At 66.0% G+C, this 22,799-nt stretch carries 18 protein-coding genes; 17 read left to right on the plus strand and 1 reads right to left on the minus strand.

Annotated elements, in window-relative coordinates:
* Window positions 1-22 precede the first annotated feature (22 nt).
* Window positions 23-463, plus strand: a complete 441-nt coding sequence (locus tag K3A84_RS04995; RefSeq protein WP_225008231.1) for a MarR family winged helix-turn-helix transcriptional regulator — start codon at window positions 23-25, stop codon at window positions 461-463.
* 3 nt (window positions 464-466) lie between these two features.
* On the opposite strand, the gene K3A84_RS05000 is transcribed toward K3A84_RS04995, so the two are convergent.
* Complete coding sequence (locus K3A84_RS05000) at window positions 467-1,474, minus strand: AraC family transcriptional regulator (protein WP_225008232.1); 1,008 nt, start codon at window positions 1,472-1,474, stop codon at window positions 467-469.
* 180 nt (window positions 1,475-1,654) lie between these two features.
* Here K3A84_RS05000 and K3A84_RS05005 point away from each other — a divergent pair, with 180 nt between their 5' ends.
* The 16 genes from K3A84_RS05005 to K3A84_RS20500 all read left to right on the plus strand — a co-directional run bounded on the left by K3A84_RS05005 (window position 1,655) and on the right by K3A84_RS20500 (window position 22,795).
* Window positions 1,655-4,066 carry a TonB-dependent receptor gene (locus K3A84_RS05005; protein WP_225008233.1) on the plus strand — a complete coding sequence of 804 codons (2,412 nt, stop codon included), beginning with the start codon at window positions 1,655-1,657 and terminating at the stop codon, window positions 4,064-4,066.
* Between the two features lie 163 nt (window positions 4,067-4,229).
* Entirely contained in the window at window positions 4,230-5,345 is a 1,116-nt protein-coding gene (locus K3A84_RS05010) for an NAD(P)-dependent alcohol dehydrogenase (RefSeq protein ID WP_225008234.1), read from the plus strand.
* A gap of 29 nt (window positions 5,346-5,374) precedes the next feature.
* Window positions 5,375-6,808 (plus strand): aldehyde dehydrogenase family protein, encoded by a 1,434-nt coding sequence (locus K3A84_RS05015; protein ID WP_225008235.1) that lies wholly within the window; start codon window positions 5,375-5,377, stop codon window positions 6,806-6,808.
* Window positions 6,809-6,948: 140 nt separating this feature from the next.
* On the plus strand, window positions 6,949-7,722 hold the full coding sequence (locus K3A84_RS05020; protein ID WP_225008236.1) for an SDR family NAD(P)-dependent oxidoreductase: 774 nt from the start codon (window positions 6,949-6,951) through the stop codon (window positions 7,720-7,722).
* Between the two features lie 432 nt (window positions 7,723-8,154).
* Window positions 8,155-8,688 carry a transcription termination/antitermination protein NusG gene (nusG, locus tag K3A84_RS05025; protein WP_225008237.1) on the plus strand — a complete coding sequence of 178 codons (534 nt, stop codon included), beginning with the start codon at window positions 8,155-8,157 and terminating at the stop codon, window positions 8,686-8,688.
* 158 nt (window positions 8,689-8,846) lie between these two features.
* Window positions 8,847-10,151 (plus strand): sugar transferase, encoded by a 1,305-nt coding sequence (locus K3A84_RS05030; RefSeq protein WP_225008238.1) that lies wholly within the window; start codon window positions 8,847-8,849, stop codon window positions 10,149-10,151.
* Between the two features lie 59 nt (window positions 10,152-10,210).
* Window positions 10,211-11,518 carry an O-antigen ligase family protein gene (locus K3A84_RS05035; protein ID WP_225008239.1) on the plus strand — a complete coding sequence of 436 codons (1,308 nt, stop codon included), beginning with the start codon at window positions 10,211-10,213 and terminating at the stop codon, window positions 11,516-11,518.
* 32 nt (window positions 11,519-11,550) lie between these two features.
* On the plus strand, window positions 11,551-12,288 hold the full coding sequence (locus K3A84_RS05040; RefSeq protein WP_225008240.1) for a polysaccharide biosynthesis/export family protein: 738 nt from the start codon (window positions 11,551-11,553) through the stop codon (window positions 12,286-12,288).
* A 20-nt stretch (window positions 12,289-12,308) separates the two neighbouring features.
* A complete protein-coding gene (locus K3A84_RS05045; RefSeq protein WP_225008241.1) occupies window positions 12,309-14,552 on the plus strand; it encodes a GumC family protein in 2,244 nt (747 codons plus the stop codon).
* Between the two features lie 38 nt (window positions 14,553-14,590).
* Complete coding sequence (locus tag K3A84_RS05050; RefSeq protein WP_225008242.1) at window positions 14,591-15,802, plus strand: hypothetical protein; 1,212 nt, start codon at window positions 14,591-14,593, stop codon at window positions 15,800-15,802.
* 14 nt (window positions 15,803-15,816) lie between these two features.
* Complete coding sequence (glmS, locus tag K3A84_RS05055; protein WP_225008243.1) at window positions 15,817-17,640, plus strand: glutamine--fructose-6-phosphate transaminase (isomerizing); 1,824 nt, start codon at window positions 15,817-15,819, stop codon at window positions 17,638-17,640.
* Window positions 17,637-17,867, plus strand: a complete 231-nt coding sequence (locus K3A84_RS05060) for a hypothetical protein (protein ID WP_225008244.1) — start codon at window positions 17,637-17,639, stop codon at window positions 17,865-17,867. The genes glmS and K3A84_RS05060 overlap by 4 nt, the downstream gene beginning before the upstream one ends.
* A complete protein-coding gene (gene wecB / locus K3A84_RS05065; protein ID WP_225008245.1) occupies window positions 17,864-19,000 on the plus strand; it encodes a non-hydrolyzing UDP-N-acetylglucosamine 2-epimerase in 1,137 nt (378 codons plus the stop codon). Before K3A84_RS05060 ends, wecB begins: the two co-directional genes overlap by 4 nt.
* A 35-nt stretch (window positions 19,001-19,035) precedes the next feature.
* Window positions 19,036-20,298 (plus strand): UDP-N-acetyl-D-mannosamine dehydrogenase, encoded by a 1,263-nt coding sequence (gene wecC, locus K3A84_RS05070; protein ID WP_225008246.1) that lies wholly within the window; start codon window positions 19,036-19,038, stop codon window positions 20,296-20,298.
* Window positions 20,295-21,431: a glycosyltransferase family 4 protein gene (locus K3A84_RS20495; RefSeq protein WP_225008247.1), complete on the plus strand. Its 1,137-nt coding sequence runs from the start codon at window positions 20,295-20,297 to the stop codon at window positions 21,429-21,431. The genes wecC and K3A84_RS20495 overlap by 4 nt, the downstream gene beginning before the upstream one ends.
* 11 nt (window positions 21,432-21,442) lie before the next feature.
* Window positions 21,443-22,795 (plus strand): O-antigen ligase family protein, encoded by a 1,353-nt coding sequence (locus K3A84_RS20500; protein ID WP_225008248.1) that lies wholly within the window; start codon window positions 21,443-21,445, stop codon window positions 22,793-22,795.
* Window positions 22,796-22,799: the final 4 nt, after the last annotated feature.

Consider the following 22,799-nt stretch of genomic DNA (forward strand, 5'->3'; position numbering starts at 1 on the left):
AGACGGCTTGCACGTTGTGCATATGCAAGCCGATGAAGCGCTCAGGCTGCCGTGTGTCGCGACCAGCTTTCGCAAGACCAATCGCGCGTTGACCCGCGCCTATGAAGCCGCGCTTGGCGCCCATGGGATGAGCCTTGCGCAGTTCTCGCTGTTGTCCACGCTGGCCCGACATGGCGAGCTGCCGCTGTCGCGGCTGGCCGAGCGCGAGGTGATGGATCGCAGCACGCTGACGCGCGCGCTCGGTCCGCTGGAGCGGGCAGGCTGGGTGAGCGTGCGCGACCTGACCGCGCGCAGCCGGCAGGTCATGCTCACGCCACAGGGCAAGCAGGCACTGACGGCGGCGCGGCGCGCCTGGGCCGAGGTGCAACGCGAGATGGTCGCGCGGATCGGCGCGGACAACTGGCGCAAGCTGGCGCCGTGGCTGCCCGAAATCGCCGACCATGCGATCGGTCGGCCGGGCTAGGACCTAGCCCGAACGCGCCATGCCCATGCGGCGCGCGTGGGCGCGGCGAGCGAGCGCCTTGGCGCCTGCGCCAAGCGTGGTGCGCATGAAGCGGCTGGCGGCACTGGCTTCGGCATAGCCCAGGCGGTGGGCCAGTTCGGCAAGGTTGGGCTTGCGCTCGTTGGCAAAGTATTCCTCGGCGGCGCGGCGGCGCATACGGGCGAGCAGGGCGGCGAAGGTCTCGCCATGTTCCGCCAGCCGCCGCTGCAGGCTGCGCGGGCCGAGTGCGAGGCTCTTGGCCACGGTTTCCAGCGTCACTTCGCCGCTCGCAAGATTTGCCGCCACCAGCCGTTCCACCCGCAGGACCATGTCGCGGCTGCTGCGGGCCTGTTCCTCACCCGCCAACTGGCGTTCGAGGAAGGCGAGCAGGTGCGCGTTGCCGTTGGGCGAGGGGCGGCGCATGTCGGCGCGATGGAGGACCAGCGCAGAGCGATCCGCGCCGAACACCACCGGGCAACGGAACGCGCCGCGGTGGAAGGTCAGGCTGGGCGGCGCGGGATGGTCGAACTCCATGCGGATCGGATGCCAGTCCTCGCCCAGGATCAGCTGGATCACCCGCATCTGCAGGGTCAGCGTCGATTCGATGTACTGGCTGCCGCCGAAGCGCGCGGGGATGGCGATGAACTGCTGGAGCACGATCTCGTCGCCCTCCTCGGTCATGCGAGAGCCGAGCGCCTGGCTTTCGAGGTGGAGGAAGCGCGCGCTGATCCGCACCGAATCTTCCACCGTCGGGCAATGGTCCCACAACAGGCTGAGGGGGCCGTAGCCGCGCAGGTTGCACCATGCGGCGAACGCCACGCCGATGTCGGGGCGCCGCGCGACGATGGCGCAAAGCTGCATGATATCGACCATGGCATGGGCCGGAACCGTCTCCGCCGTGCGGCTCGCTTCCAGCAGATCGAGCATGTCGCGATCGAGTATGGCATTGAGATCAATGCCGGAAATCCGCGCGAAGCGGACAAACTGTTGCATGGAAGACGCATGGGCCATGGGACTGTCGCGCATGTCGTGATCTGACATGATGATGTCGCGATATGTCAAGATTTAACTGACGAATTGACGCACCTACAACCCCGTAGCCAACCCCCGTGGCAAGAGGGGTGGCGCACGTGGCATCGGCGGGTGCGCAAGCCCCGCCTTTCGAAAGGGAGCATGATGAAAGGCATCTGGCGCGCCAGCACCGCTGGCGCAATCCTCGCGGCTATGATCGCAGGGCCGGCTTACGCGCAGCAAGCGCAGGCTGACAGCAACGACACCGGTGGTCTTCAGGAAATCGTCGTGACCGCTCAGCGTCGCGCCGAAAACCTGCAGAACGTGCCGATCGCGATCACCGCCGCGAACTCCGACACGCTGGCCCAGGCCCGCGTCGACAACGTTTCGAACATCGGCGCGATCACGCCTTCGGTGACGTTCCGCGTCTCGAACATCTCGTCGTCGTCGGCCAACCTCGTCATCCGCGGCCTTGGCACGACCGGCAACAGCCGTTCGTTCGAAGGTTCGGTCGGCGTGTTCATCGACGGCGTCTACCGCACCCGTGCGGCCGCCGCGCTCCAGAACTTCCTCGACATCGACAACCTGCAGGTCCTGCGCGGGCCGCAGGGCACGCTGTTTGGCAAGAACACCACGGCCGGCGCGCTGCTGCTGGCTTCGGCCAAGCCTTCGACCGACAAGTCGTCGTTCCTGTTCGATGCTTCGTACGGCAACTACAACTCGCTGACCGTGAAGGCCGCGGGCAACGTGCCGCTGACCGATACGCTGGCGCTGCGCGTGGCGGGCCTCGCGTCGACGCGCGACGGCTTCTACACCAACCCGACCAATGGCCAGCATCTCAACAACGATGCCAGCCAGGCGGTCAAGGCGCAGCTGCTGTTCGAGCCTTCTTCGGACCTGACGATCCGCCTGATCGGCGACTATTCGCACGGCGGCGGCAACTGCTGCTATGCCACCACCAACTTCAAGGACGGCCCGACGCAGCCGCTGGTCGACTACCTGACCGTGCTCAACGGCGGCAAGGTGCCTTCGACCAAGGCGTCTGATTGGGAGCAGACGCTCAACGGCAACGGCCGCCAGTCGATCGAGGACTTCGGCGGCACGCTGCACATCGACCTCGGCCTTGGCAACGGCACGCTCAAGTCGGTGACCGCGCTGCGCAAGTTCAACGTGGTGCAGAAGGACATGGACCCGGACTTCACCGGGGCCGACATCTTCCGCTACTACGAAGACTTCCACAGCCGCTTCTTCTCGCAGGAACTGACCTACAACACCAAGATCGAAGCGCTGAACGCCGATGCGGTGTTCGGGGCGTTCTTCTCGGACGAAAAGCTCCAGATGGGCCGTACGTTGCCCTGGGCTTCGCAGGGCCAGGCCTATTGGGATGCCGTGCTGGCGGGGCCGGTTGCCGGGATCAATGCCTTCCTCGCATCGAAGGGGCTTGACCCGATCGCGCCTTATGCCGCCACCGGCACCTGGGCGACCGAAGCCATGCGCGGCAAGGCCAAGTCCTATGCCGGGTTCGCGCACCTCGACTTCGCGGTGGGTGACAAGGTCAACGTGATCACCGGCCTGCGCTACTCGGTCGAGAAGAAGCAGGGCTCGTTCTCGAACCCCTACTATCGCAACTCGCCCAACGGGACCGATACCGAACTGTTCACCCTGCTCGGCCTCGGCCCGAGCCCGGCGTACAACAAGGAAATCACCAACAAGGCGCTGTCGGGCACGTTCGGCCTGCAATATCGCCCGGTCAACGACGTCATGCTCTATGCGACGTACAACCGCGGCTTCAAGGCGGGCGGCGTCAACATCGACGCGAACGCTGCCGGTACGTTCCTGAACAACCTGGCCGCGTTTGCCGCGCTGCCGGCCAACCAGCAGACCGCGATCATCCTGTTCAATGGCGGCAAGACGCCTTCGCCGGCGAAGGATCCGAGCTACAAGCCCGAAACGGTCAACGCCTTCGAAGTGGGCGCCAAGGTTCAGTACCTGAACCGTCGCGCGCGCACCAACATCGCGCTGTTCTACTATGACCTGCACAACCTTCAGGTGGCGCAGTTCGTGGGCCTGCAGTTCACCGTTCTCAACGCCAAGTCGGCCAAGGACTACGGCGTCGAACTGGAAAACCTGTTCGAACTGACCGACGGCGTGACGCTGGCGATCGACGGCACCTGGATCCCGAAGGCCGATTTCGGCCAGGACGCGAACATCGATCCGGTCCTGTCGGACAAGCGCTTCCGCTTCGCGCCCAAGCTTTCGGGCAACGTGACGCTGAACGTCGACACGCCGGTGACCGATACGGTCAACGTCACGGGCCGCGTGCAGTACCAGTACACCTCGAGCCAGCTGATCAACACGGCCGGCCTCGACGAGCAGAAGAGCGTCAGCCTGGTCAACGCCAACCTCGGCTTCAAGCTGCCGAAGTCGGGCCTGACCGTCGAGGCATGGGTGCAGAACCTGTTCGACAAGACCTACTTCACCTACGGCTTTGCGACTCCGCTGCAGACCGGCGACATCAACGGTTACCTGGGTGCCCCGCGCACCTACGGCATCCGGATGCGCGCTGCGTTCTAAGCAGAACAGCACAAGCTGACGGCAAGCTGCCGTCCCTCCACGCGGAGGGGCGGCAGTTTTCGTTTGTGCCGTAGCGTCACGGGAAGGGCTGGACGCGGTTTAATTGGGCGATTAAAGAGAGGCGTCGGCGCAGTGCGCGCGGGCCAATAGCCGGGAGTTCTGGATGACCATTGCAACGGCCGCCGTGGCGCGCGGCGCCAACATCGACTTCACCATCGAGGATATCGAGGTCTCCGCGCCCGGAGCGGGCGAAGTGCGCGTGAAGATCGCAGGGGTGGGCCTGTGCCACACCGACCTGGTGTTCCGCGACCAGTTTGATGCCTTCGCCAAGCCGGGCGTGCTGGGCCATGAAGGCGCGGGCGTGATCGAGGCGGTGGGCGAGGGCGTGACCGGGTTGGCCGTGGGCGACAAGGTCGTGCTCGGCTTTTCCAGCTGCGGGGGGTGCCCGCGTTGCGAGGAACACCTGCCCAGCTACTGCAACGCGTTCGTGCCGCTCAACTATGCCGGGATGCGGCTGGAGGATGGCTCGACCGCCTATGCCGGCCCCGACGGTGAACGCATGAGCTCGCACTTCTTCGGCCAGTCGTCGTTTTCGACGCTGGCCGTCACCCGCGTGGCCAACGTGGTGAAGGTGCCCGAAGGCACGACCCTGCCGCTCGAATACCTCGGGCCGCTGGGCTGCGGGCTGATGACCGGCGCGGGCGCGGTGATGAAGTCGATGGCGTGCAAGGCCGGTTCCTCGCTGATCGTGTTCGGCGGCGGGCCGGTGGGCCTTGCCGCCGTGATGGCGGGCAAGGTCCAGGGCTGCAGCCACGTGCTGCTGGTCGAACCCGTCGCCGCGCGGCGCGAGATCGCGCTGGAACTGGGCGCGACTCATGTGATCGATCCGGCGGCGGGCGATCTTGCGCAAGCCATTCGCGCGATCCTGCCGCTCGGCGTCGATGCCGCGCTCGACACCACCGGCAATGTCGGCGTCATCGAGACGGGCCTTGCCAACCTTGCGCCGCACGGCGTGATCGGGCTGGTGGGTGTGCCCAAGGCGATGGAGGCGGCGATTACCGTCAATATCGCCGCGCTGATGACGCCGGGGCTGCGTATCCTCGGCATCATCGAAGGCGATGCCGTGCCGCAGGACTTCATTCCCGAATTGCTGGCGCTGCAGGCGGCGGGCAAGTTCCCGTTCGACAAGCTGATCAAGACCTTCCCGCTGGCGCAGATCAACGATGCGATCACCGCACAGGCGCGCGGCGAATGCATCAAGGTTGTGCTGGTCCCCTGATTTCCCCTTTTTCCTGACGGAGATTCCCCATGGAATTCAACGATACCTACAAGATGCTGATCGGCGGCGAGCTGGTTTCCGGCAGCGCCACGCTCGACGTGATCAACCCGGCGACCGAAGAAGTCTTCGCCACCGTTCCCGACGCCACCCAGGCCGATCTGGATGCCGCCGTGGCCGCTGCGAAGAAGGCGTTCCCCGGCTGGGCCGCCACCCCGATCGCCGAGCGCAAGGCCAAGCTGGTCGAACTGGCCAACGCGATCTTCGGCAATATCGAAGGCTTCGCACGCCTGCTGACCAAGGAGCAGGGCAAGCCCGGCACCGAAGCGCAGGGCGAGATCATGGGCGCAGGCTACTGGCTGCAGGCCTTCACCGCGCTCGACCTGCCCGAGACGGTCAACGAGGATTCGGACGAGCGCATCTCGATCACCCGCCACGTGCCGCTGGGCGTGGTCGGTGCGATCGCGCCGTGGAACTTCCCGATGATCCTCGCCATGTTCAAGGTCGCCCCGGCGCTGCTGGCGGGCAACACCATGGTCCTGAAGCCTTCTCCGTTCACGCCGCTGTGCACGCTGAAGTTTGCTGAACTCGCCAACGAGATCCTGCCCGCGGGCGTGCTTAACGTCATCACCGGCGGCGACAACCTCGGCCCGTGGATGACCGGCCATCCCGGCTTCGACAAGATCAGCTTCACCGGCTCGACCCAGACCGGCCGCCGCGTGATGGCCTCGGCCGCGCCGACGCTAAAGCGCGTGACGCTGGAACTGGGCGGCAACGACGCCGCGATCGTCATGCCCGACGTGGACGTGGAAAAGATCGCCGAGCAGCTGTTCTGGGCCTCGTTCACCAACAACGGCCAGATCTGCATCGCCACCAAGCGGATGTACATCCACAAGGACATCTACGAACCGCTGCGCGATGCGATCGTCGCCTATGCCAAGACCGTGAAGGTCGGCGACGGATCCGAGCAGGGCACGCAGATCGGCCCGATCAACAACAAGCCGCAGTACGAGCGCGTGCTCGACCTGATCCAGGACGCCAAGGATCAGGGCTACACGTTCCTGATGGGCGGCGAGAAGTCCGACGTTCCGGGCTACTTCATCCCGATCACCATCCTCGACAACCCGCCCGAGAACGCGCGCATCGTGCAGGAAGAACAGTTCGGCCCGGTGCTGCCGCTGATCCAGTTCGATGATTATGACGACGTGATCGCGCGTGCCAATGCCACCGATTACGGTCTCGGCGGCTCGGTCTGGTCGAAGGACGAGGACAAGGCGTTCGAACTGGCGCAACGCATCCAGTCGGGCACGGTGTGGGTCAACGAGACGCAGCACCTGTCGCCGCTTGCGGCGTTCGGCGGTATGAAGCAGTCGGGCGTGGGCGTCGAAGGTGGCCTCGAAGGCCTGCTCGAATATACCAACGCCCAGACGCTGGTGCGCCGCAAGAACGCGGCCTTCGCGCAGTAGTCGGCCCTGCCGACCCGTCGTTCCGGCGGGTCGGCAGCCTTGCGCGACAAGGTGCCCCTAACCGCACCCGAACGACACCTAACCCCATCTGACAGGACATGAGCCGGGGGCAACGACCACCTGGCCGCGAGAGGATTGCCATGACTTATCCGCTGCCCAACGTATCGACCGATCTGACCGGACAGGTCGCGCTGGTGACGGGGGCCTCGTCGGGCCTTGGCCTGCGTTTTGCCCGCGTGCTGGCGGCATCCGGCGCTAAGGTTGCGCTGTGCGCGCGACGCATGGACCGGCTGGAAGCGCTCGCCGAAGAGATCCGCAGCGCTGGCGGCGAGGCCGTGGCGATCGCCATGGATGCGACCAAGGCCGACGATCTCGTCGCGGCGGTGGCCAAGGCCGAGGCGGCGCTGGGCACGGTGACGATCCTGGTCAACAACGCCGGCATCCCCGATGCGCAGCGCGCGCACAAGATGGAACTGGAACTGGTCGACCGCGTGCTCGACATCAACTTGCGCGCGCCGTGGATCATGGCGGTGGAGGTGGCCAAGCGGCTGATCGAGAAGAAGCTGCCGGGCCGCATCGTCAACATCGCCTCGGAAGCGGCCTACTACTATAGCGGCAACGGCGCGGCGCTCTATTCGGTGACCAAGGCGGCCGTCGTGCGCCTGACCGAGACGCTCGCGGTCGAGTGGTCGCGCAACCACATCAACGTCAACGCGATCGCGCCGGGTGCGTTCGAATCCGAAATGCTGGCGGGGATGCTCGAACGCATGGGCGACATCAGCCAGCACATGCCGCGCAAGCGCCTCGGCAATCCCGCGCAGCTGGATTCAGCGCTGCTGTTCCTCGTCAGCCCCGCCTCGGACGCGGTGACGGGCACTTGCGTGCGCGTGGACGACGGCCAGCACGGGCGCTGAGCGCGCCGCGCCGCATTTTCCAGAACACCGGACCGACAACGCCAGCTTCGTACCGCGAAGCTGGCGTTTTCATGTCTGCGCCAGACGCACTGGCCTGCGCCAATCCTGCTGGCGGTGCTGCCGTCGTGGACGGAGGCGGTCGCAGCGACTCCCGCACCGCCGGCCCGGTGCGCCATTTCGATCCCGAATCATCGCGCGGTCACGCATGAACCCGGTGCGTGGCCGGATTGTCGATCAAACGGGGAGCCGCGTAGTATAATTACGCCGTCAACGTAGCCCTGCGGTTTATCGGCAAGATCGAACTAATTATTTGCCGGATAAGGGAAAACACATAGTGAGGCGCTGTTGAAGGTTGTCAATAAATAACAGAAAAATTTTTCACAAAACCTTCATAATTTGGGGGCGGGAAACTTAATCATCGGGTGAATTTTGATGCCGGTTTCTTGCAATACGGGTTCATCCCGGCGCGATTTTGGCGCCTGGTATGTTGCGGTTACGCAGCCCCGGAGGGAATCGATGGCGATCGAGAACTTGCGGCGCCAGAATTTCCCGACCTTCTTTCCGCGCGTGCCGCAAGGTGCAGCCAGATCGCGCAGCGTTGCGCTTGCACCGCTGTTCCCCGGCTATGTGTTTGTCAGCTTCTGCCGCGAAACGCATCGCTGGCAGTCGATCAATGGCACGGTTGGTGTGCGCACGCTGCTTGGCCGCGAGAGTCGCGGCCCGGCGCGCGTGCCGCGCGCAACCATGGATGCCCTGTTTTCCCGTTGCCCGCAGGGGGTGTGGGATAGCGCGGTGGGCACGTTGCAGCGGGGCGACCCGGTCAAGGTGGTGTCGGGGCCGCTGGCCGGTGCTTCTGCCCGGTTCGACGAGTTCCTGCCGCGCGAACGCGTGCGCATCCTGCTGCAATGCCTGGGCGGCGAAGTAGAGGCGAGTTGTTCGGTGGCTAGCATTGAAGAAATGCTCTGATCAGGTTCTGAATTTCTGAATATCTAATAGTTTCAAATATTTAGAGAAACAAAGGTCGGGGTGCTCTGTACCTCGACTGCGGTAGCCTGCCAAATTTTCGCCCGACTTGGCGATCCTAAACCTTAACGGGTTCCGCAGGAAGGCGGAGTATTCTGTCCATGAATTTCACGACGTTTCACGATTTCGAGCAACAGATCGGAAATGGCCGCGAGAAGCAGCAGAAGATGGCTGCCTTTCTCCGGTCAAATCGCGTGACCTTCACGGGCGCGCTGCTGTTCGCCGTCGTGCTTCCGGAAGCCGTGCAACAATCGGCGTCGCGCATCTGGCCCTCGATCGCATGTCCTCCGGGCCGGGAGCTGGAGCTGTTCGCTTCGGTCTTCGCGATCACCCTGGCGCATGTGCTGCTGCGCAAGATCGGCATCCTGCCGCTGGTCGAAAGGAAGACGCTGATCGTTCCGGCCATGGCCGTTTCGCTTGGGCTGTGCCTGGCAGCGCTTTTGCTGGCGGTGCATCACGTGCAGCTGTTTCATCTGGTGGCGAGCGCGATCCTGGGCTCTGCCTGGTACTACACGATCTATTCGTTCGACGAACGCGTGGGCCTGCGCCGTATCGGCGTCGTCAGCGCGCGGCCGATCGAGCCGAAGCTGGCAGCCATGCCGATCGAGTGGGTGCGCATCGCCCGGCCGAAGATCCACAAGGATCTGGTGGCGATCGCCTATGATGACGACATCACCTACACGCCTGAATGGGAGAGCCTGTTTTCGCGGGCGGTGATGCGCAAGATCCATTTCTACGATCTGGCCCAACTGCGCGAAAAGCTGACCGGGCGCGTCCGTATCGCTGCCCGTCCCGAGCTGGTCTTCGGGCAATTGCTGCCCTCGCAGCCCTATCTGCGGATCAAGTGGGCGGTAGACGTCTTCGTTGCGCTCCCCGTGCTTTGCCTTGTCCTGCCGGTGATCGCGCTGGTGGCGCTGGCCATCCGCCTCGAAAGCCCGGGGCCTGCAATCTATCGGCAGAAGCGCGTCGGGTATCAGGGGCGCGTGTTCACCTGCTACAAGCTGCGCTCGATGCGCAACGACGTGGCGGGGCCGCTCTACACCAACGAGCGCGATCCGCGCATCACCCGGATCGGGCACGTCATCCGCAAGTACCGCATCGACGAACTGCCGCAGATCTTCAACATCCTGAAGGGCGAGATGAGCTGGATCGGCCCCCGACCGGAAGCGCTGCGGCTCGCGCGCGCTTATGAACGGGCGATCCCGCACTATGCCTATCGCCATACCGTGCGCCCCGGCATCACCGGCTGGGCGGCGATCCATCAGGGCAACGTGGCCCTGACCGATGCAGCGGCGGAAAAGCTGGAATACGACTTCTATTACCTGAAGTACTTCTCGATCTGGCTCGACGCGCTGATCGTGCTGATGACCGTGCGCACGGTCCTGACCGGCTTCGGTTCGCGGTAGAACGCCGGTCGCAGCAGGTCATGCAGCTCGCACATTTCCGGTCGAGGCCGTTCGGCGCCTTGGCAGCCGACGCGCGCCGGCGCCGTGGCCCTGCCGCTCTGGGCCTGTGGCTGCTGCTGCTGGCGGCCTTCGCGCTGGGGGGAAGCGCGCGCGGCGATGTCGTCGGGCTCGTGCTGCTTCGCCCGTTCGCGGTGGCGATGCTTGGTCTCGGCCTTGTCGGACTGACCCGCGCCGACATCAGGTCGCATCGTTTCGCATTTTCGATCGCGGCGATCATGGTTGCGTGGCTGGTGCTGCAACTGGTGCCGCTGCCGCCAATGCTGTGGCGCGGCCTGCCGGGACGTGGCGTGGTGGCGGCGATCGACGATGCTGCCGGCCTGCAGGGCAGCTGGCGTGCCATCAGTCTTTCGCCCGACGGCACGCGCAATGCGCTGTTCGCACTGTCGGTGCCGTTGGCCGCGCTCGTTCTGGGCGCGCGGCTCGACCGGCGGGAGCGGCAGCGGTTGTTGCCGCTGGTGATGGCCATTGCAGCCACGAGTGCGGTGATGGGCGTGTTCCAGACGCTGAATGCCCCATCGGGCGGGCTGATCCCCGCAGGTCTGTTCGCCAACCGCAATCACCAGGCCTTGCTGCTGGCCATGCTGCTGCCGATGCTGGCACTGCGCGCGCAACTGGCCGCGACGCCGACGTCGCGCGCGCTGGCGCTGGTTGCGACGTTGCCGCTGCTGCCGCTGTTGCTGGTGACGGGATCGCGTTCGGGCATGGTCTGCGGCGTGTTGGCGCTGGCCTCCATGCCGCTGGTCGGACGCGGGGTGCGGCTGCGGACGCTGGCGGCAGGACTGGCGATGGTGGCCATGATGCTGGCCATGACGGTGTCGCTGGGGCGCGGGCTCGCGTGGGACCGGCTGTCCGCGACGACGCCGGTCGACGAGTTGCGTATCGAAATCGTTCCGGTGCTGCTGCCGCTGTTGCGGGACCAGCTGCCGCTGGGCGCCGGGGCGGGCAGTTTCGCCAAGGTCTATCAGATGGACGAGCCCGATCGCCTGCTGTCGCCGCGCTATGTCAATCACGCGCACGACGACTGGCTTGAAGTGCTGGTGACCGACGGGTTCGTGGCGGCGGCCCTGCTGCTTGCGGCCGTGACGGCCTTTGGTGTGGCGGCCTTCCGGGCCTGGCGACCGCGACAGGCCTTCACCGCCGAGATCGGCTTCGCCCGGCTGGGACTGGTGCTCGTGCTGCTGTGCGGGTTTGCCAGCCTCGGCGACTATCCGCTGCGCACGCCCGCGCTCGCCTGCCTGTTCGTGGTGGCGACCCTGTGGGCGGCAGGGGCGCGTTCCGCACCAGACCTTGCCAGGCCATCGCAGTGACGATGCCTGTCGCATTTTTCGGAGATCATTCCATGCGTTTCGGCCCGCTGTTCAAGGCCATCCCTCTCGTGCTGTCGGTGGGCGTGCTGGCAGGATGCGTATCGGCGCCGCAATTCGGCGGCGATCCCGGCCTGAAGGTGCTGCGCGCGCAGGAACTGCCCGCGCCCGACCGCATGGATCAGGTCTCCGACGCCCGCGCCTATTTCGTGGGGCCATTCGACAAGCTGATCATCGACGTGTTCGGCGTCGACGAACTGTCCAAGCGCACCATTCAGGTGGACGCGAGCGGCAGGATTTCCTTCCCGCTGGCAGGCATCATCGAAGTGGCCGGCATGACGCCCGGCGAGATCGAGACCCGGCTGGCCGATCGTTTGCGCACCGCCTACGTCCGCGACCCGCAGGTCACCGTCAATCTCAGCGAGACGGTCAGCCAGGTGGTGACGGTCGAGGGGCAGGTGAAGCAACCCGGCCTTTATCCGGTCATCGGCCACATGACGTTGATGCGCGCCATCGCGCGGGCGCAGGGGACGGACGAGTTCTCGCAGCTGAACGACGTGATCGTGTTCCGCACCGTGAAGAACGAGCGCCTGGCCGCGCTCTATGACCTGAGGCAGATCCGCCACGGCGCTTATCCCGATCCCGAGATCTTTGCCAACGACGTGGTCATGGTGGGCGATTCGGAGGCCCGTCGCCGCTTCAAGGACATCCTGCAGATCATGCCCGCCGTGGCCACCCCGCTGGTGATCGCCGCCGATCGCCTGACCAAGTGATCCCATCAGAATCGAGAAGAATGATGCTGCCGTCCCAGACCACGACCCCGGCTGTCCAGATGGATGAACGGCGCTTCCTGCCCGTGCAGGACGGTGCGGCGACCGACAACTGGTCGCTGCCGCCGCTGCTGATCCAGTACTGGCAGGCCGCCATGCGCTGGCGCCGGATCATCGCCGCGATCATTGCCGCATCGCTTGCGCTGGCGTTCGTTGCGACCTTGTTGATGGCGCCGCTCTATACCGCGCGCGCGCAGCTCGACATCAGCCGTGACCAGCAGAACATCACCAATGTTCCGGCGCTGAACAAGGCGGCCTCGCCGGTAGATCAAGAGTTCTACGATACCCAGTACGCGTTGCTGAAGGCAGAATCGCTGGCCGAGCGCGTCGTGCGCAAGCTGGGGCTCGCCAACGATCCGACGTTCTTTGCCGCCCATGGCGCGAAGATGCCCGCGGCCACGCTGGAACGCGGCGGGCGCATGGTTCCGACGCCGGCACAGCAGCAGCAGCGCGAGCGCATCGCGATCAGCCTTCTGCTCAAGGCGGTGAGCATCGAGCCGATCCGCAATTCGCGCCTGGTCGACATCACCTACACCAGCCGGTCGCCCGCATGGTCGGCACGCATCGCCAACGCCTGGCCGCAGGAGTTCATCGGCGCGACCATGGATCACCAGTTCGCCTCGACCGCGGATGCGCGCCGGTTCCTGGAGGACCGCCTTGCCAACCTGCGTACCCGGCTCGAACAGTCGGAGCGCGACGCGGTGACCTATGCGTCGGCGCGCGACATCGTGACGCTGGCGACCTCACGCGATCCAACGGGGCGCGTGGTGGAATCGCGCACGCTGGCTGCGGGCGATCTCGAATCGCTGAATGCCGCTCTCAATACTGCCAAGACCGAGCGGATCGCGGCAGAGGCCCGGCTGCGGGCTGGCGACGAGCAGACCAGCGTGGACGCCATCGCCAACGGCACCATCCAGAACCTGCGGACGCGCCGCGCCGAAATCGGCGCCGACTATGCGCGGTTGCTGGAACAGTTCGCGCCGAACTATCCGGCGGCGCGCGCGCTCAAGAACCAGCTCGATTCGCTTGATGCGTCGATCGCGCGCGAAATGGGGCGCATTCAGGGCAGCCACCAGTCGAGCTACGCCGAAGCCCTGACGCGCGAGCAGGAGTTGCAATCGCGCGTCGAGGCGCTGAAGGCGCAACTCGACCGGCAGCAGCACGACACGATCCAGTACAACATCTACCAGCGCGAAGCCGATACCAATCGCCAACTCTACGATGCGCTGTTGCAGCGCTACAAGGAAATCGGCGTAGCGGGCGCGGTCGGCGCCACGAACATCGTGGTCGTCGATGCGGCCAAGGTGCCCGAAAAACCATCGGCGCCGAGCCTGGTCAAGAACCTTGCCATCGCGCTGATCGTGGGCACGGGACTGGCCGCCGCGGTGGTCTTCGCGCTCGAACAGATCGACGAGGGCATCCGCAACCCTGGCGATGTCGAGCACCTGCTCAAGCTGCCGCTGCTGGGCAACGTTCCTTTGAGCGCGCACGAGCTGACCGAGGTTCTGGTTGATCCCAAGAGCTCGATTTCCGAGGCCTATTTCAGCGTGACCACCGGGCTGGCGCTGGCGACCACGCACGGATTGCCGCGCACGCTCGCCGTCACCAGCACGAAGCCGGGCGAGGGCAAGTCGGTCACTGCGCTGGCGCTGGCGCTGACGTTCGGGCGGATCGGCAAGCGGGTGCTGCTGGTCGATGGCGACATGCGCTCGCCGTCGGTGCACCGGCTCGTCGGCGTGGGCAACGAGGCGGGCCTCAGCAATCTGTTGGCAGGTGACGACGATCACGCCGCGCTGGTTCGCGATACCGCGTTCAAGGGCGTGTGCGTGCTGACGGCCGGGCCGAACCCGCCCAGCGCGCCCGAACTGCTCAGCTCGGAACGGCTGGCCCGGCTGCTCGAACGCATGCAGCGCGATTTCGACCTGATCATCATCGACAGCCCGCCCGTGATCGGCCTTGCCGACGCGCCGCTGCTTGTTCGCGCCGTCGAGGGCGCCGCGTTCGTGATCGAGGCCGATGGCGCACCCGTGCGGGCGATCCGCAATGCCCTCCAGCGCCTGCAGACCGGCCAGAACACGATCTTTGGCGCGATCGTGACCAAGATCGACTTCGCCCGCCATCGCTACGGCTATGGCTACGGATATGGATATGGCTACGGTTACGGGGCCAAGCGCGCGGACGGCGCGCCGGGCGGGGCGGACGCCTGAGGCGTCCACGTTTCGGCTCCCCAAGCACCACACGCCCCATGTATCGCCCCCTCGCCCTGTTCTTGACCGGCGCGGTCGCAGCGCTGTCGGCCTGGCAGGCCGCGCTCGCCTGGGCGCGGACCTTGCCACCTGGCGAGGTGCCCGCGCTGCTCGCGGCCGATCCACGCCTTCGTCTTGCGCGGATGGAGGCGCTGCTGGCGCGGCGCGATGCGCCAGCCGATGCGGCCGCCGCCTTACGTACGGTGGCGGTAGAGGTGCTGCGGGACGATCCGCTGAACCCGCAGGCGCTGCGTCAGATGGCGCTGGCCGACATGACGGGACAGGTCGATGGACGGCGCGGAGCGCGTCTGCTCGCGCTGGCGGCGCGGTTGTCCCGGCGCGACCTTGCCACCGAATATCTGCTCATCGAACAAGCGGTGCAAGCCGACCGGATCGATGCCGCGCTGGCCCATTACGACCATGCGCTGACTGTGTTCCCCGGTTCGCGCGAACAGCTGTTCCCGGTGCTCGCCCGGGCCATTGATGATGAGGGCATTCGTGCCGGTCTTCAGCCCTTTGGCGGGCGTCCGTGGTTCGCACCCTTCCTGGCCGATGCCGTGGCGCAAGGGTCGGATGGGACGGCGCTCGTGGATGTGGTGGCGAGGGCCCGGCTGACGCCGGTTGCCCGCACCGCGATCGTCGCTCGCCTGCTGCCGTTGCTGATCAAGCGCGGACGCATCGCCGATGCAGGGCGCATTGCGCGGCTGCTTGACGGGATCGATGCGCAAGCGCTCGACGATGCGGGATTTTCGGTCGGGACGACGGATCCGCGCCTTGCGCCGTTGAACTGGACGCTGGCCGAAGGACCGATCGTTTCGGCAAGGATCGCGCGGTCCGGCAGCCTCGCTATCGACGTCGCGCCCGAACAGACCGGCCTTGCCGCCGAACGGGTCATGCTGCTGGCGCCCGGTGCCTACGTCGTTCGGCAGAAGCTGTCCTTTCCTGTGGGGCAGGATCCGGCCTCGCTACGTTGGGACGTTCGGTGCTTGGACGAGCGCGAAGGTGCCAAAGTCCGTCCGCCGATCTGGCAGAACCTGGCGCCGGTCCACCCTGTGCAAGCAACCTATATGGCGCAGATCTCCATTCCGCCCGGGTGCGCTGCGCAGCGCTGGCGTCTGGTAGCTTCGGGCGGCGCGAGCGTCGCGCAGGCGCATCTTCTGCATTTCTCGATCGTCGGGAACCCTCCTCGCAAGCTCGACGAGCACTTCTAACAAGGGCCTGAATCATGTGTGGAATCACGGGTATTGTCGGCAAGCAGCAGGTCGTCGACCGGCTGGTCGACGGACTGCGTCGCATGGAATATCGCGGCTATGACAGCGCCGGGGTGTGCACGATCGATCGCGGGCAGCTGATCCGGCGCCGTGCGCCGGGCAAGTTGTCCAATCTGGTGACGGAGCTGGCGGAAAATCCGGCGCCCGGCACCACCGGCATCGCCCATACGCGCTGGGCCACGCACGGTGCACCTACGCGGGCCAATGCGCACCCGCACGCGACCGATTGCCTGGCGCTGGTGCACAACGGCATCATCGAGAACTTCCGCGCCTTGCGCGAGGCCCTAGTCGCGCGTGGCCGCAGCTTTGAAAGTGACACCGACACCGAAGTCGTCGCGCACCTGATGTCGGAGCAGATCGAGGCCGGGCTGTCGCCGGAAGAGGCGGTCAAGGTGGTGCTGCCGCAATTGCGCGGCGCCTTCGCGCTGGTGATCGCTTTCCGATCGTGTCCCGACATGCTGATCGGCGCGCGGGTGGGATCACCGCTGGTGGTCGGCCACGGCGAGGGCGAGACCTATCTCGGCTCGGATGCGCTGGCGCTGGCGTCGTTGACGCAGCAGATCACCTATCTCGACGAAGGCGACTGGGTGATCGCCACGCCCGGCGGCGTGCGCATCTTCGACAAGGACAACCGGCCCGTGACCCGTCCGGTCGTTGCTTCCGAGGCTTCGGCTGCGGCGATCGACAAGGGCGATTACCCCCACTTCATGCTCAAGGAGATCTTCGAGCAGCCGACCGTGGTGGCGCAGACGCTGCGAAACTATGTCCGCCAGACCGACTTGAGCGTGGCGCTGCCGCAGTTCGATTTCGACCTTTCTGGCATTACCCGTATCACCATCGTGGCCTGTGGGACCAGCTACTACGCCGGGCTGGTCGCCAAGTACTGGCTCGAACAGTTCGCGCGCCTGCCGGTCGATATCGATGTGGCGAGCGAGTTCCGCTATCGCGACCCCGTGCTGGAGCCGGGTGGCCTCGCGCTGTTCATCTCGCAATCCGGCGAGACGGCGGACACACTGGCCGCGCTGCGCCACTGCAAGGCGGCAGGGCAGACCATCGCCGTGGTGGCGAACGTGCCGACCAGTTCGATGGCGCGCGAGGCGGACCTGCTGCTGCCGACGCACGCAGGGCCGGAAATCGGCGTCGCCTCGACCAAGGCATTCACCTGCCAGCTGGCGGTGCTGGCGGCGCTCGCCGCCAATTTCGCGGTCCGGCGCGGGCGGCTCGATCGCGCGGCGGAGCGCGAGATCGTGGCGCACCTGCTGGAAGCGCCGGAACAGATGGCGGCCGCGCTTGCCCACGACGACGAGATCGCGGCGATGGCGCACCTGATCGCGCCCGCGCGCGACGTGCTCTACCTCGGGCGCGGGCCGGACTATCCGCTGGCGCTGGAAGGCGCGCTGAAGCTCAAGGAAATCAGCTACATCCACGCCGAAGGCTATGCCTCGGGCGAGATGAAGCACGGGCCGATCGCGCTGATCGACGAGGCTGTGCCGGTGATCGTGCTGGCGCCCAGCGGGCCGCTGTTCGAAAAGACCGTCAGCAACATGCAGGAAGTGCGCGCGCGCGGCGGCCGGGTGGTGCTGATCTCCGACGCCGAAGGTATCGCCGAGGCCGGGGAGGGGTGCCTTGCCACGATCGAGATGCCGAAGGTCCATCCGCTGATCGCGCCGCTGGTCTATGCCGTGCCGATGCAGTTGCTGGCCTATCACGTGGCGTGCGCCAAGGGCACCGACGTCGACCAGCCGCGCAACCTGGCCAAGAGCGTGACCGTCGAATGAGCCGGACTGCGATGATGTCGATGCGTTCGCGCCAATGGGACATGGAGATGGCGCAGGCGCGCCAGGAAAGCGACGAGATCCGCAAGGAGCAGGTCGTGTCCATCATCCACGACCTGATGCGCCGCCACCAGATCACGCTCGACCGGATCGCCGCCCCGCGCCCCCTGGATGCGGGCGACCATGCGACTTTGGCCACGACGGGCCTTTGCAACGGAATTCCGGCATGACGAAAACGATCCGTGTTCTTTCGGTGTTCGGCACAAGGCCCGAAGCCATCAAGATGGCGCCGGTAGTCAAGGCGCTGGCGGCCTGTGCGGACATCGACGCGCGCGTCTGCGTGACGGCGCAGCATCGCGAAATGCTCGATCAGGTGCTTGGCCTGTTCGAGATCCGTCCCGATTATGACCTGAACCTCATGAGATCGGGGCAGGACCTGACCGATATCACGGCGGGCGTGCTGGCGGGCCTGCGGCCCGTGCTGGCGGAGTTCGCGCCCGATCTGGTGCTGGTCCACGGCGATACGACGACCACGCTGGGGGCGTCGCTGGCAGCGTACTACCAGCGCATTCCGGTCGGCCATGTCGAGGCGGGGCTACGGACGGGGAACATCCTTTCGCCCTGGCCGGAGGAGATCAATCGCAAGATCGCGGGCGCGGTCGCGCGGCTGCACTTTGCGCCGACCGAGCGGTCGCGCGCGAACCTGCTGGCCGAGAACGTCGCGGAGGCAGCGATCCATGTGACCGGCAACACGGTGATCGACGCGCTGCAGGACGTGGTCCGGCGCATCGGGCAGGACGCCGCGCTGGAGGCGGACCTGGCAAGCCGGTTCGCGCTCGATCCCGCCCGGCGCTTGGTGCTGGTGACGGGCCACCGGCGCGAGAGCTTCGGCGATGGGTTCGAGCAGATCTGCGCAGGCCTGGCGCGACTGGCGATGCGCGACGATATCCAGATCGTCTATCCGGTCCACCTCAATCCCAACGTCCGGGGCCCGGTAGAGCGCACGCTGGGCGGCCTGCGCAATGTCCGGCTCATCGCGCCGCAGGATTACCTGCCGTTCGTCTACCTGATGAACCGCGCGAGCGTGATCCTGACGGATTCGGGCGGCGTGCAGGAAGAAGCCCCGTCGCTGGGCAAGCCCGTGCTCGTCATGCGCGATACGACCGAGCGGCCCGAGGCGGTCGAGGCGGGCACCGTGCGGCTGGTCGGCACGAATGCCGACCTGATCGTCTCCTCGGTCGCCCAACTGCTGGACGAGCGGGCGGCCTACGAAGCGATGAGCTTTGCTCACAATCCTTATGGCGATGGCGCGGCATCGGCCCGCATCGTCGCGGCGATCCGTGCCTGGGCCGCCACGGCCTGACGCCCCCTTCCTTCATCCGGGACACTTCCGACGCCATGAAACGTACCTTCGATACCATTTCGGTCATCGGGCTGGGCTATATCGGCCTGCCGACCGCCGCCATGTTCGCTTCGCGCCAGATCAAGGTGATCGGCGTGGACGTGAACCCCCACGCCGTCGCCACCATCAACCGGGGCGAGATCCACATCGTCGAGCCCGATCTCGACATCGTCGTGCAGGCGGTGGTGCAGGGCGGGCTGCTGCGCGCGACGACCGTTCCGGAACCGGCCGAGGCGTTCCTCGTGGCCGTGCCCACGCCGTTTGTGGGCGACGGGCACGAAGCCGATCTCAGCTACATCAAGGCGGCCACGCTGGCGATTGCGCCGGTGCTGCAGCCGGGCAACCTGGTGGTGCTGGAATCGACCTCGCCCGTAGGGGCCACCGAACAGATGGCGCAATGGCTGGCGCAGGCCCGCCCCGACCTGACCTTTCCGCAAGACTTGGGGGAAGAATCCGACATCCGCATCGCGCATTGTCCGGAGCGCGTGCTGCCGGGCAAGGTCATGCAGGAACTGATCCACAACGACCGCGTGATCGGTGGCCTGACGCCGCGCTGCTCGCAGGCGGCGGTGGCGCTCTATCGTCACTTCGTCGAAGGCGAATGCGTCGTCACCAATGCCCGCACGGCGGAAATGGCGAAGCTCACCGAAAACAGCTTCCGCGACGTCAACATCGCTTTCGCCAACGAACTGTCGATGATCTGCGACCGGCTGGGGATCGACGTGTGGGAACTGATCGCGCTCGCCAACCGGCACCCGCGCGTCAACATCCTGCAGCCGGGGCCGGGCGTCGGCGGGCACTGCATCGCGGTCGACCCATGGTTCATCGTTTCGCGCACGCCGGACCTTGCACGCCTGATCGGGACGGCGCGCGAAGTGAACGATGCCAAGCCACACTGGGTGCTGGCGAAAGTGGATGCGGCGATCGCGGCGCATCTGGCCTCGCACCCCGGCGTGCAGGCCGGCGACGTGACGCTCGCGTGCTATGGCCTGGCGTTCAAGCCCGACATCGACGACTTGCGCGAAAGTCCCGCGCTGGAGATCGCAGGGCAGCTGGCCAAGCGGCATCCGGGGCCGGTGCTGGTGGTCGACCCCAACATCGAAGAAGCGCCCGCCGTTCTCGCAGGGGCGCGTCTGGTCGGCGAGGAACAGGCGCGCGATCTGGCTGACGTCCATGTGATGCTGGTGGATCACCGGCCGTTCAAGGGCCGTCCGGCGCCACGCGGCCAATGCGTCGATACCCGCGGAGTCTGGTCGTGACGGCGGCGGCAGTGCCGGGCGAACGTCTGCGCGTGCTGCTGTTCGGCCCGCCCTATGGCCAATCCATCCCGCGCGGAGCGGGGGGCGGGACAGGGGGCTACACGCGCAACATGGAAGTCTATGAGCGCCAGCTGGCCAGCGACGAGGTCGAACTGATCCCGCTGTTCCATACCGTGCGGGGGCAGGACAGCGGGATCAAGGCGCTGTTCCCGGTGCGGTTCGCGATCGATTTTCTGCGCATGGTGCGAGCCTTGCTGCGCCACCGTCCAGATGCGGTGCATTGTCTGGCGCGCTACCACGAGGCGCTGCCGCGCGAGGCGCTGCTGGCTGCGCTATGCCGGGTGTTCGGCACGCCGCTGGTCTACGACATCAAGGCGCCGCTGTTCATCGATGCCTATCGCGCGCGGGGCCGCGCCTACCGGTTTCTGGTCGATCGGATCATGTCCAGCACTGCTGCGGTGCTGGCGGAAGGGCAGCTCTATCTGCCCTTTCTCAAGAGCCAGTTCGGCCGCGATGGCGTGCTGTTCCCCAACTTCGTGCCTGATGCCGAAGTGCCGGAAACGATCGTGCCACGACTGATGGGCGACCCGCTGCGTGTTCTGTTCGTCGGCTTCTGCCATCCCAACAAGGGGGTCATCGAGGCGTTCGATGGATGTCGCCGCCTGGCCGCGCAAGGTGTCGCCGTGCATCTGACCGTGATCGGCGCGGAAACGCCCGAATTCGCCAACCACGCAGACAGCCAGCCACCGATCGCGGGCTTCGTCTGCGATCGGCGGGGGCGCCAGCCCCATGAAGAGGTCCGCGCCGCGCTGGACGCGCACGACGTGTTCTGCCTGCCGAGCAGGAGCGAAGGACATTCCAACGCGGTGACCGAGGCGATGATGAGCGGCATGGTGGTCGCTTGCTCACGGGTCGGCCTGCTGGAGCCCGTGGTCGAGGAGCGCGGTGGCTATTTCATCGATGAGCTGAGTGCCGATGGCGTGGCCGCGACACTCGCGGCGATCCATCGCGACCCCTCAGAGGCACGTCGACGCGGCCAGTTTGCCTACGACAAGGTCCGGCGCGAATTCACCGCCAGCGTGGCGCGAGCGCGCATCGCGTGTGTCTATCGCGATATTGCACGCAAGCACTGAAGGGGGCAAACGTGGCAGCGATTAACGCATCGCCCCTTCGGGACGCACCGGGCACCGCCGTCGCAGGCCGTTTCTTGGCCCGATCGGATCGGCACGGCGCGATCGACAAGACAGATCTTCCCGCACGCATCCTTGCGGTCATCTGCCTGCTGAACATCAACGGCGTCATGTGGATGGTGTTCGATCAGGAAGCCCTGGTCTCGTTCGCCATGCTGGGCTCGGCCCTGTTCCTGGTGATCTTCGTCGGCCGGCGCGCTTGGTCGCTGCCGTTCTCCCTGCTGATGGGGGCGCTGGCGACATATCTGGCGCTTGGTGTGATGTTCTCGGGCGCCAGCGCGACCGTCGACGATCCCGCGCACTACGTCCGGGCCTACGGCGGGACGCTTGTCGTGTTGTGGGGGGCGGTGGGCTATGCGGCCAGCCTGGTCGATGACGACAGGCGCGCGCTTTCGTTCCTGCTGTTCGTGAGGGGCGCGCTGCTGGTGGCAGCGGCATCGGTTTGGTTCTCTCCGATCCTGTACCGGTATTACGCCAATCTACCGCGCGCGTTCTCGTTTGAAGAAAGAATGGGCGGGTTCTTCGCGAACCCCAACGAAGCGGCGATGGTATCGGTGTTTGCCGTGGTGTTCGTGCAGGAATTGCCGTTTCGCAATCGGCTGATCCAGTGGCTGGGGCTGCTGGTGTCGTCGGTAGCCGTGTTCCTGACCTTTTCGAAGACCGGCATGACGTGCGTGATCGTCTATCTGGCCTGGAGTCTGATGCGCAAGGCAAAGGGATTTGGTCTGATCCTGCTGCCTCTCGTCGCGGTGGTGGCGATCCTCCTGGTGCAGGATCCGGACGGCATTCTGCGCGGCATAGCAGAAAGTCCCGCTTTGCAGCTCGGTGCGGCGCAGCAGAGCCGGGTGCTTGCGATCGGCGATATTCTTGGCGGGCAGATCGACGAGGAGACCACGACCGGCCGCACCTATCTTTGGCAGCTGGCTGCGGCGCGGGCGTGGGAGACCTTTCCCCTGGGCAACGGCCTGGGAAGCGGCCACCACATGGTCGGCGGGCTGTTGGAAGCGGGCGTTTGGCAAGGGGCGCACAACACCTTCCTGATGATGTGGAGCGAAAGCGGGGTTCTGCCGGTCCTGTTGCTGATTGCTGCAATGATGGCGGCGCTGTCGAACACGCTGCGTCATCCGCTGTGGCATCTCTTGCTGCCCACGCTGATCGTGCTGCTGGTCGATATGATGGCGACACATACCGCGCTTTCGACGCGATACCACAACATGGTGATGGCTCTCGCGATGGGCCTTGCCGTCCGCGCGCGACAGTCGGCCGGTGGCGTTGAAACCGGGCTTCTCGGCACGAGATATCCATGAATAC

Source organism: Novosphingobium percolationis (genome assembly GCF_020179425.1).
Taxonomy (GTDB): domain Bacteria; phylum Pseudomonadota; class Alphaproteobacteria; order Sphingomonadales; family Sphingomonadaceae; genus Novosphingobium; species Novosphingobium percolationis.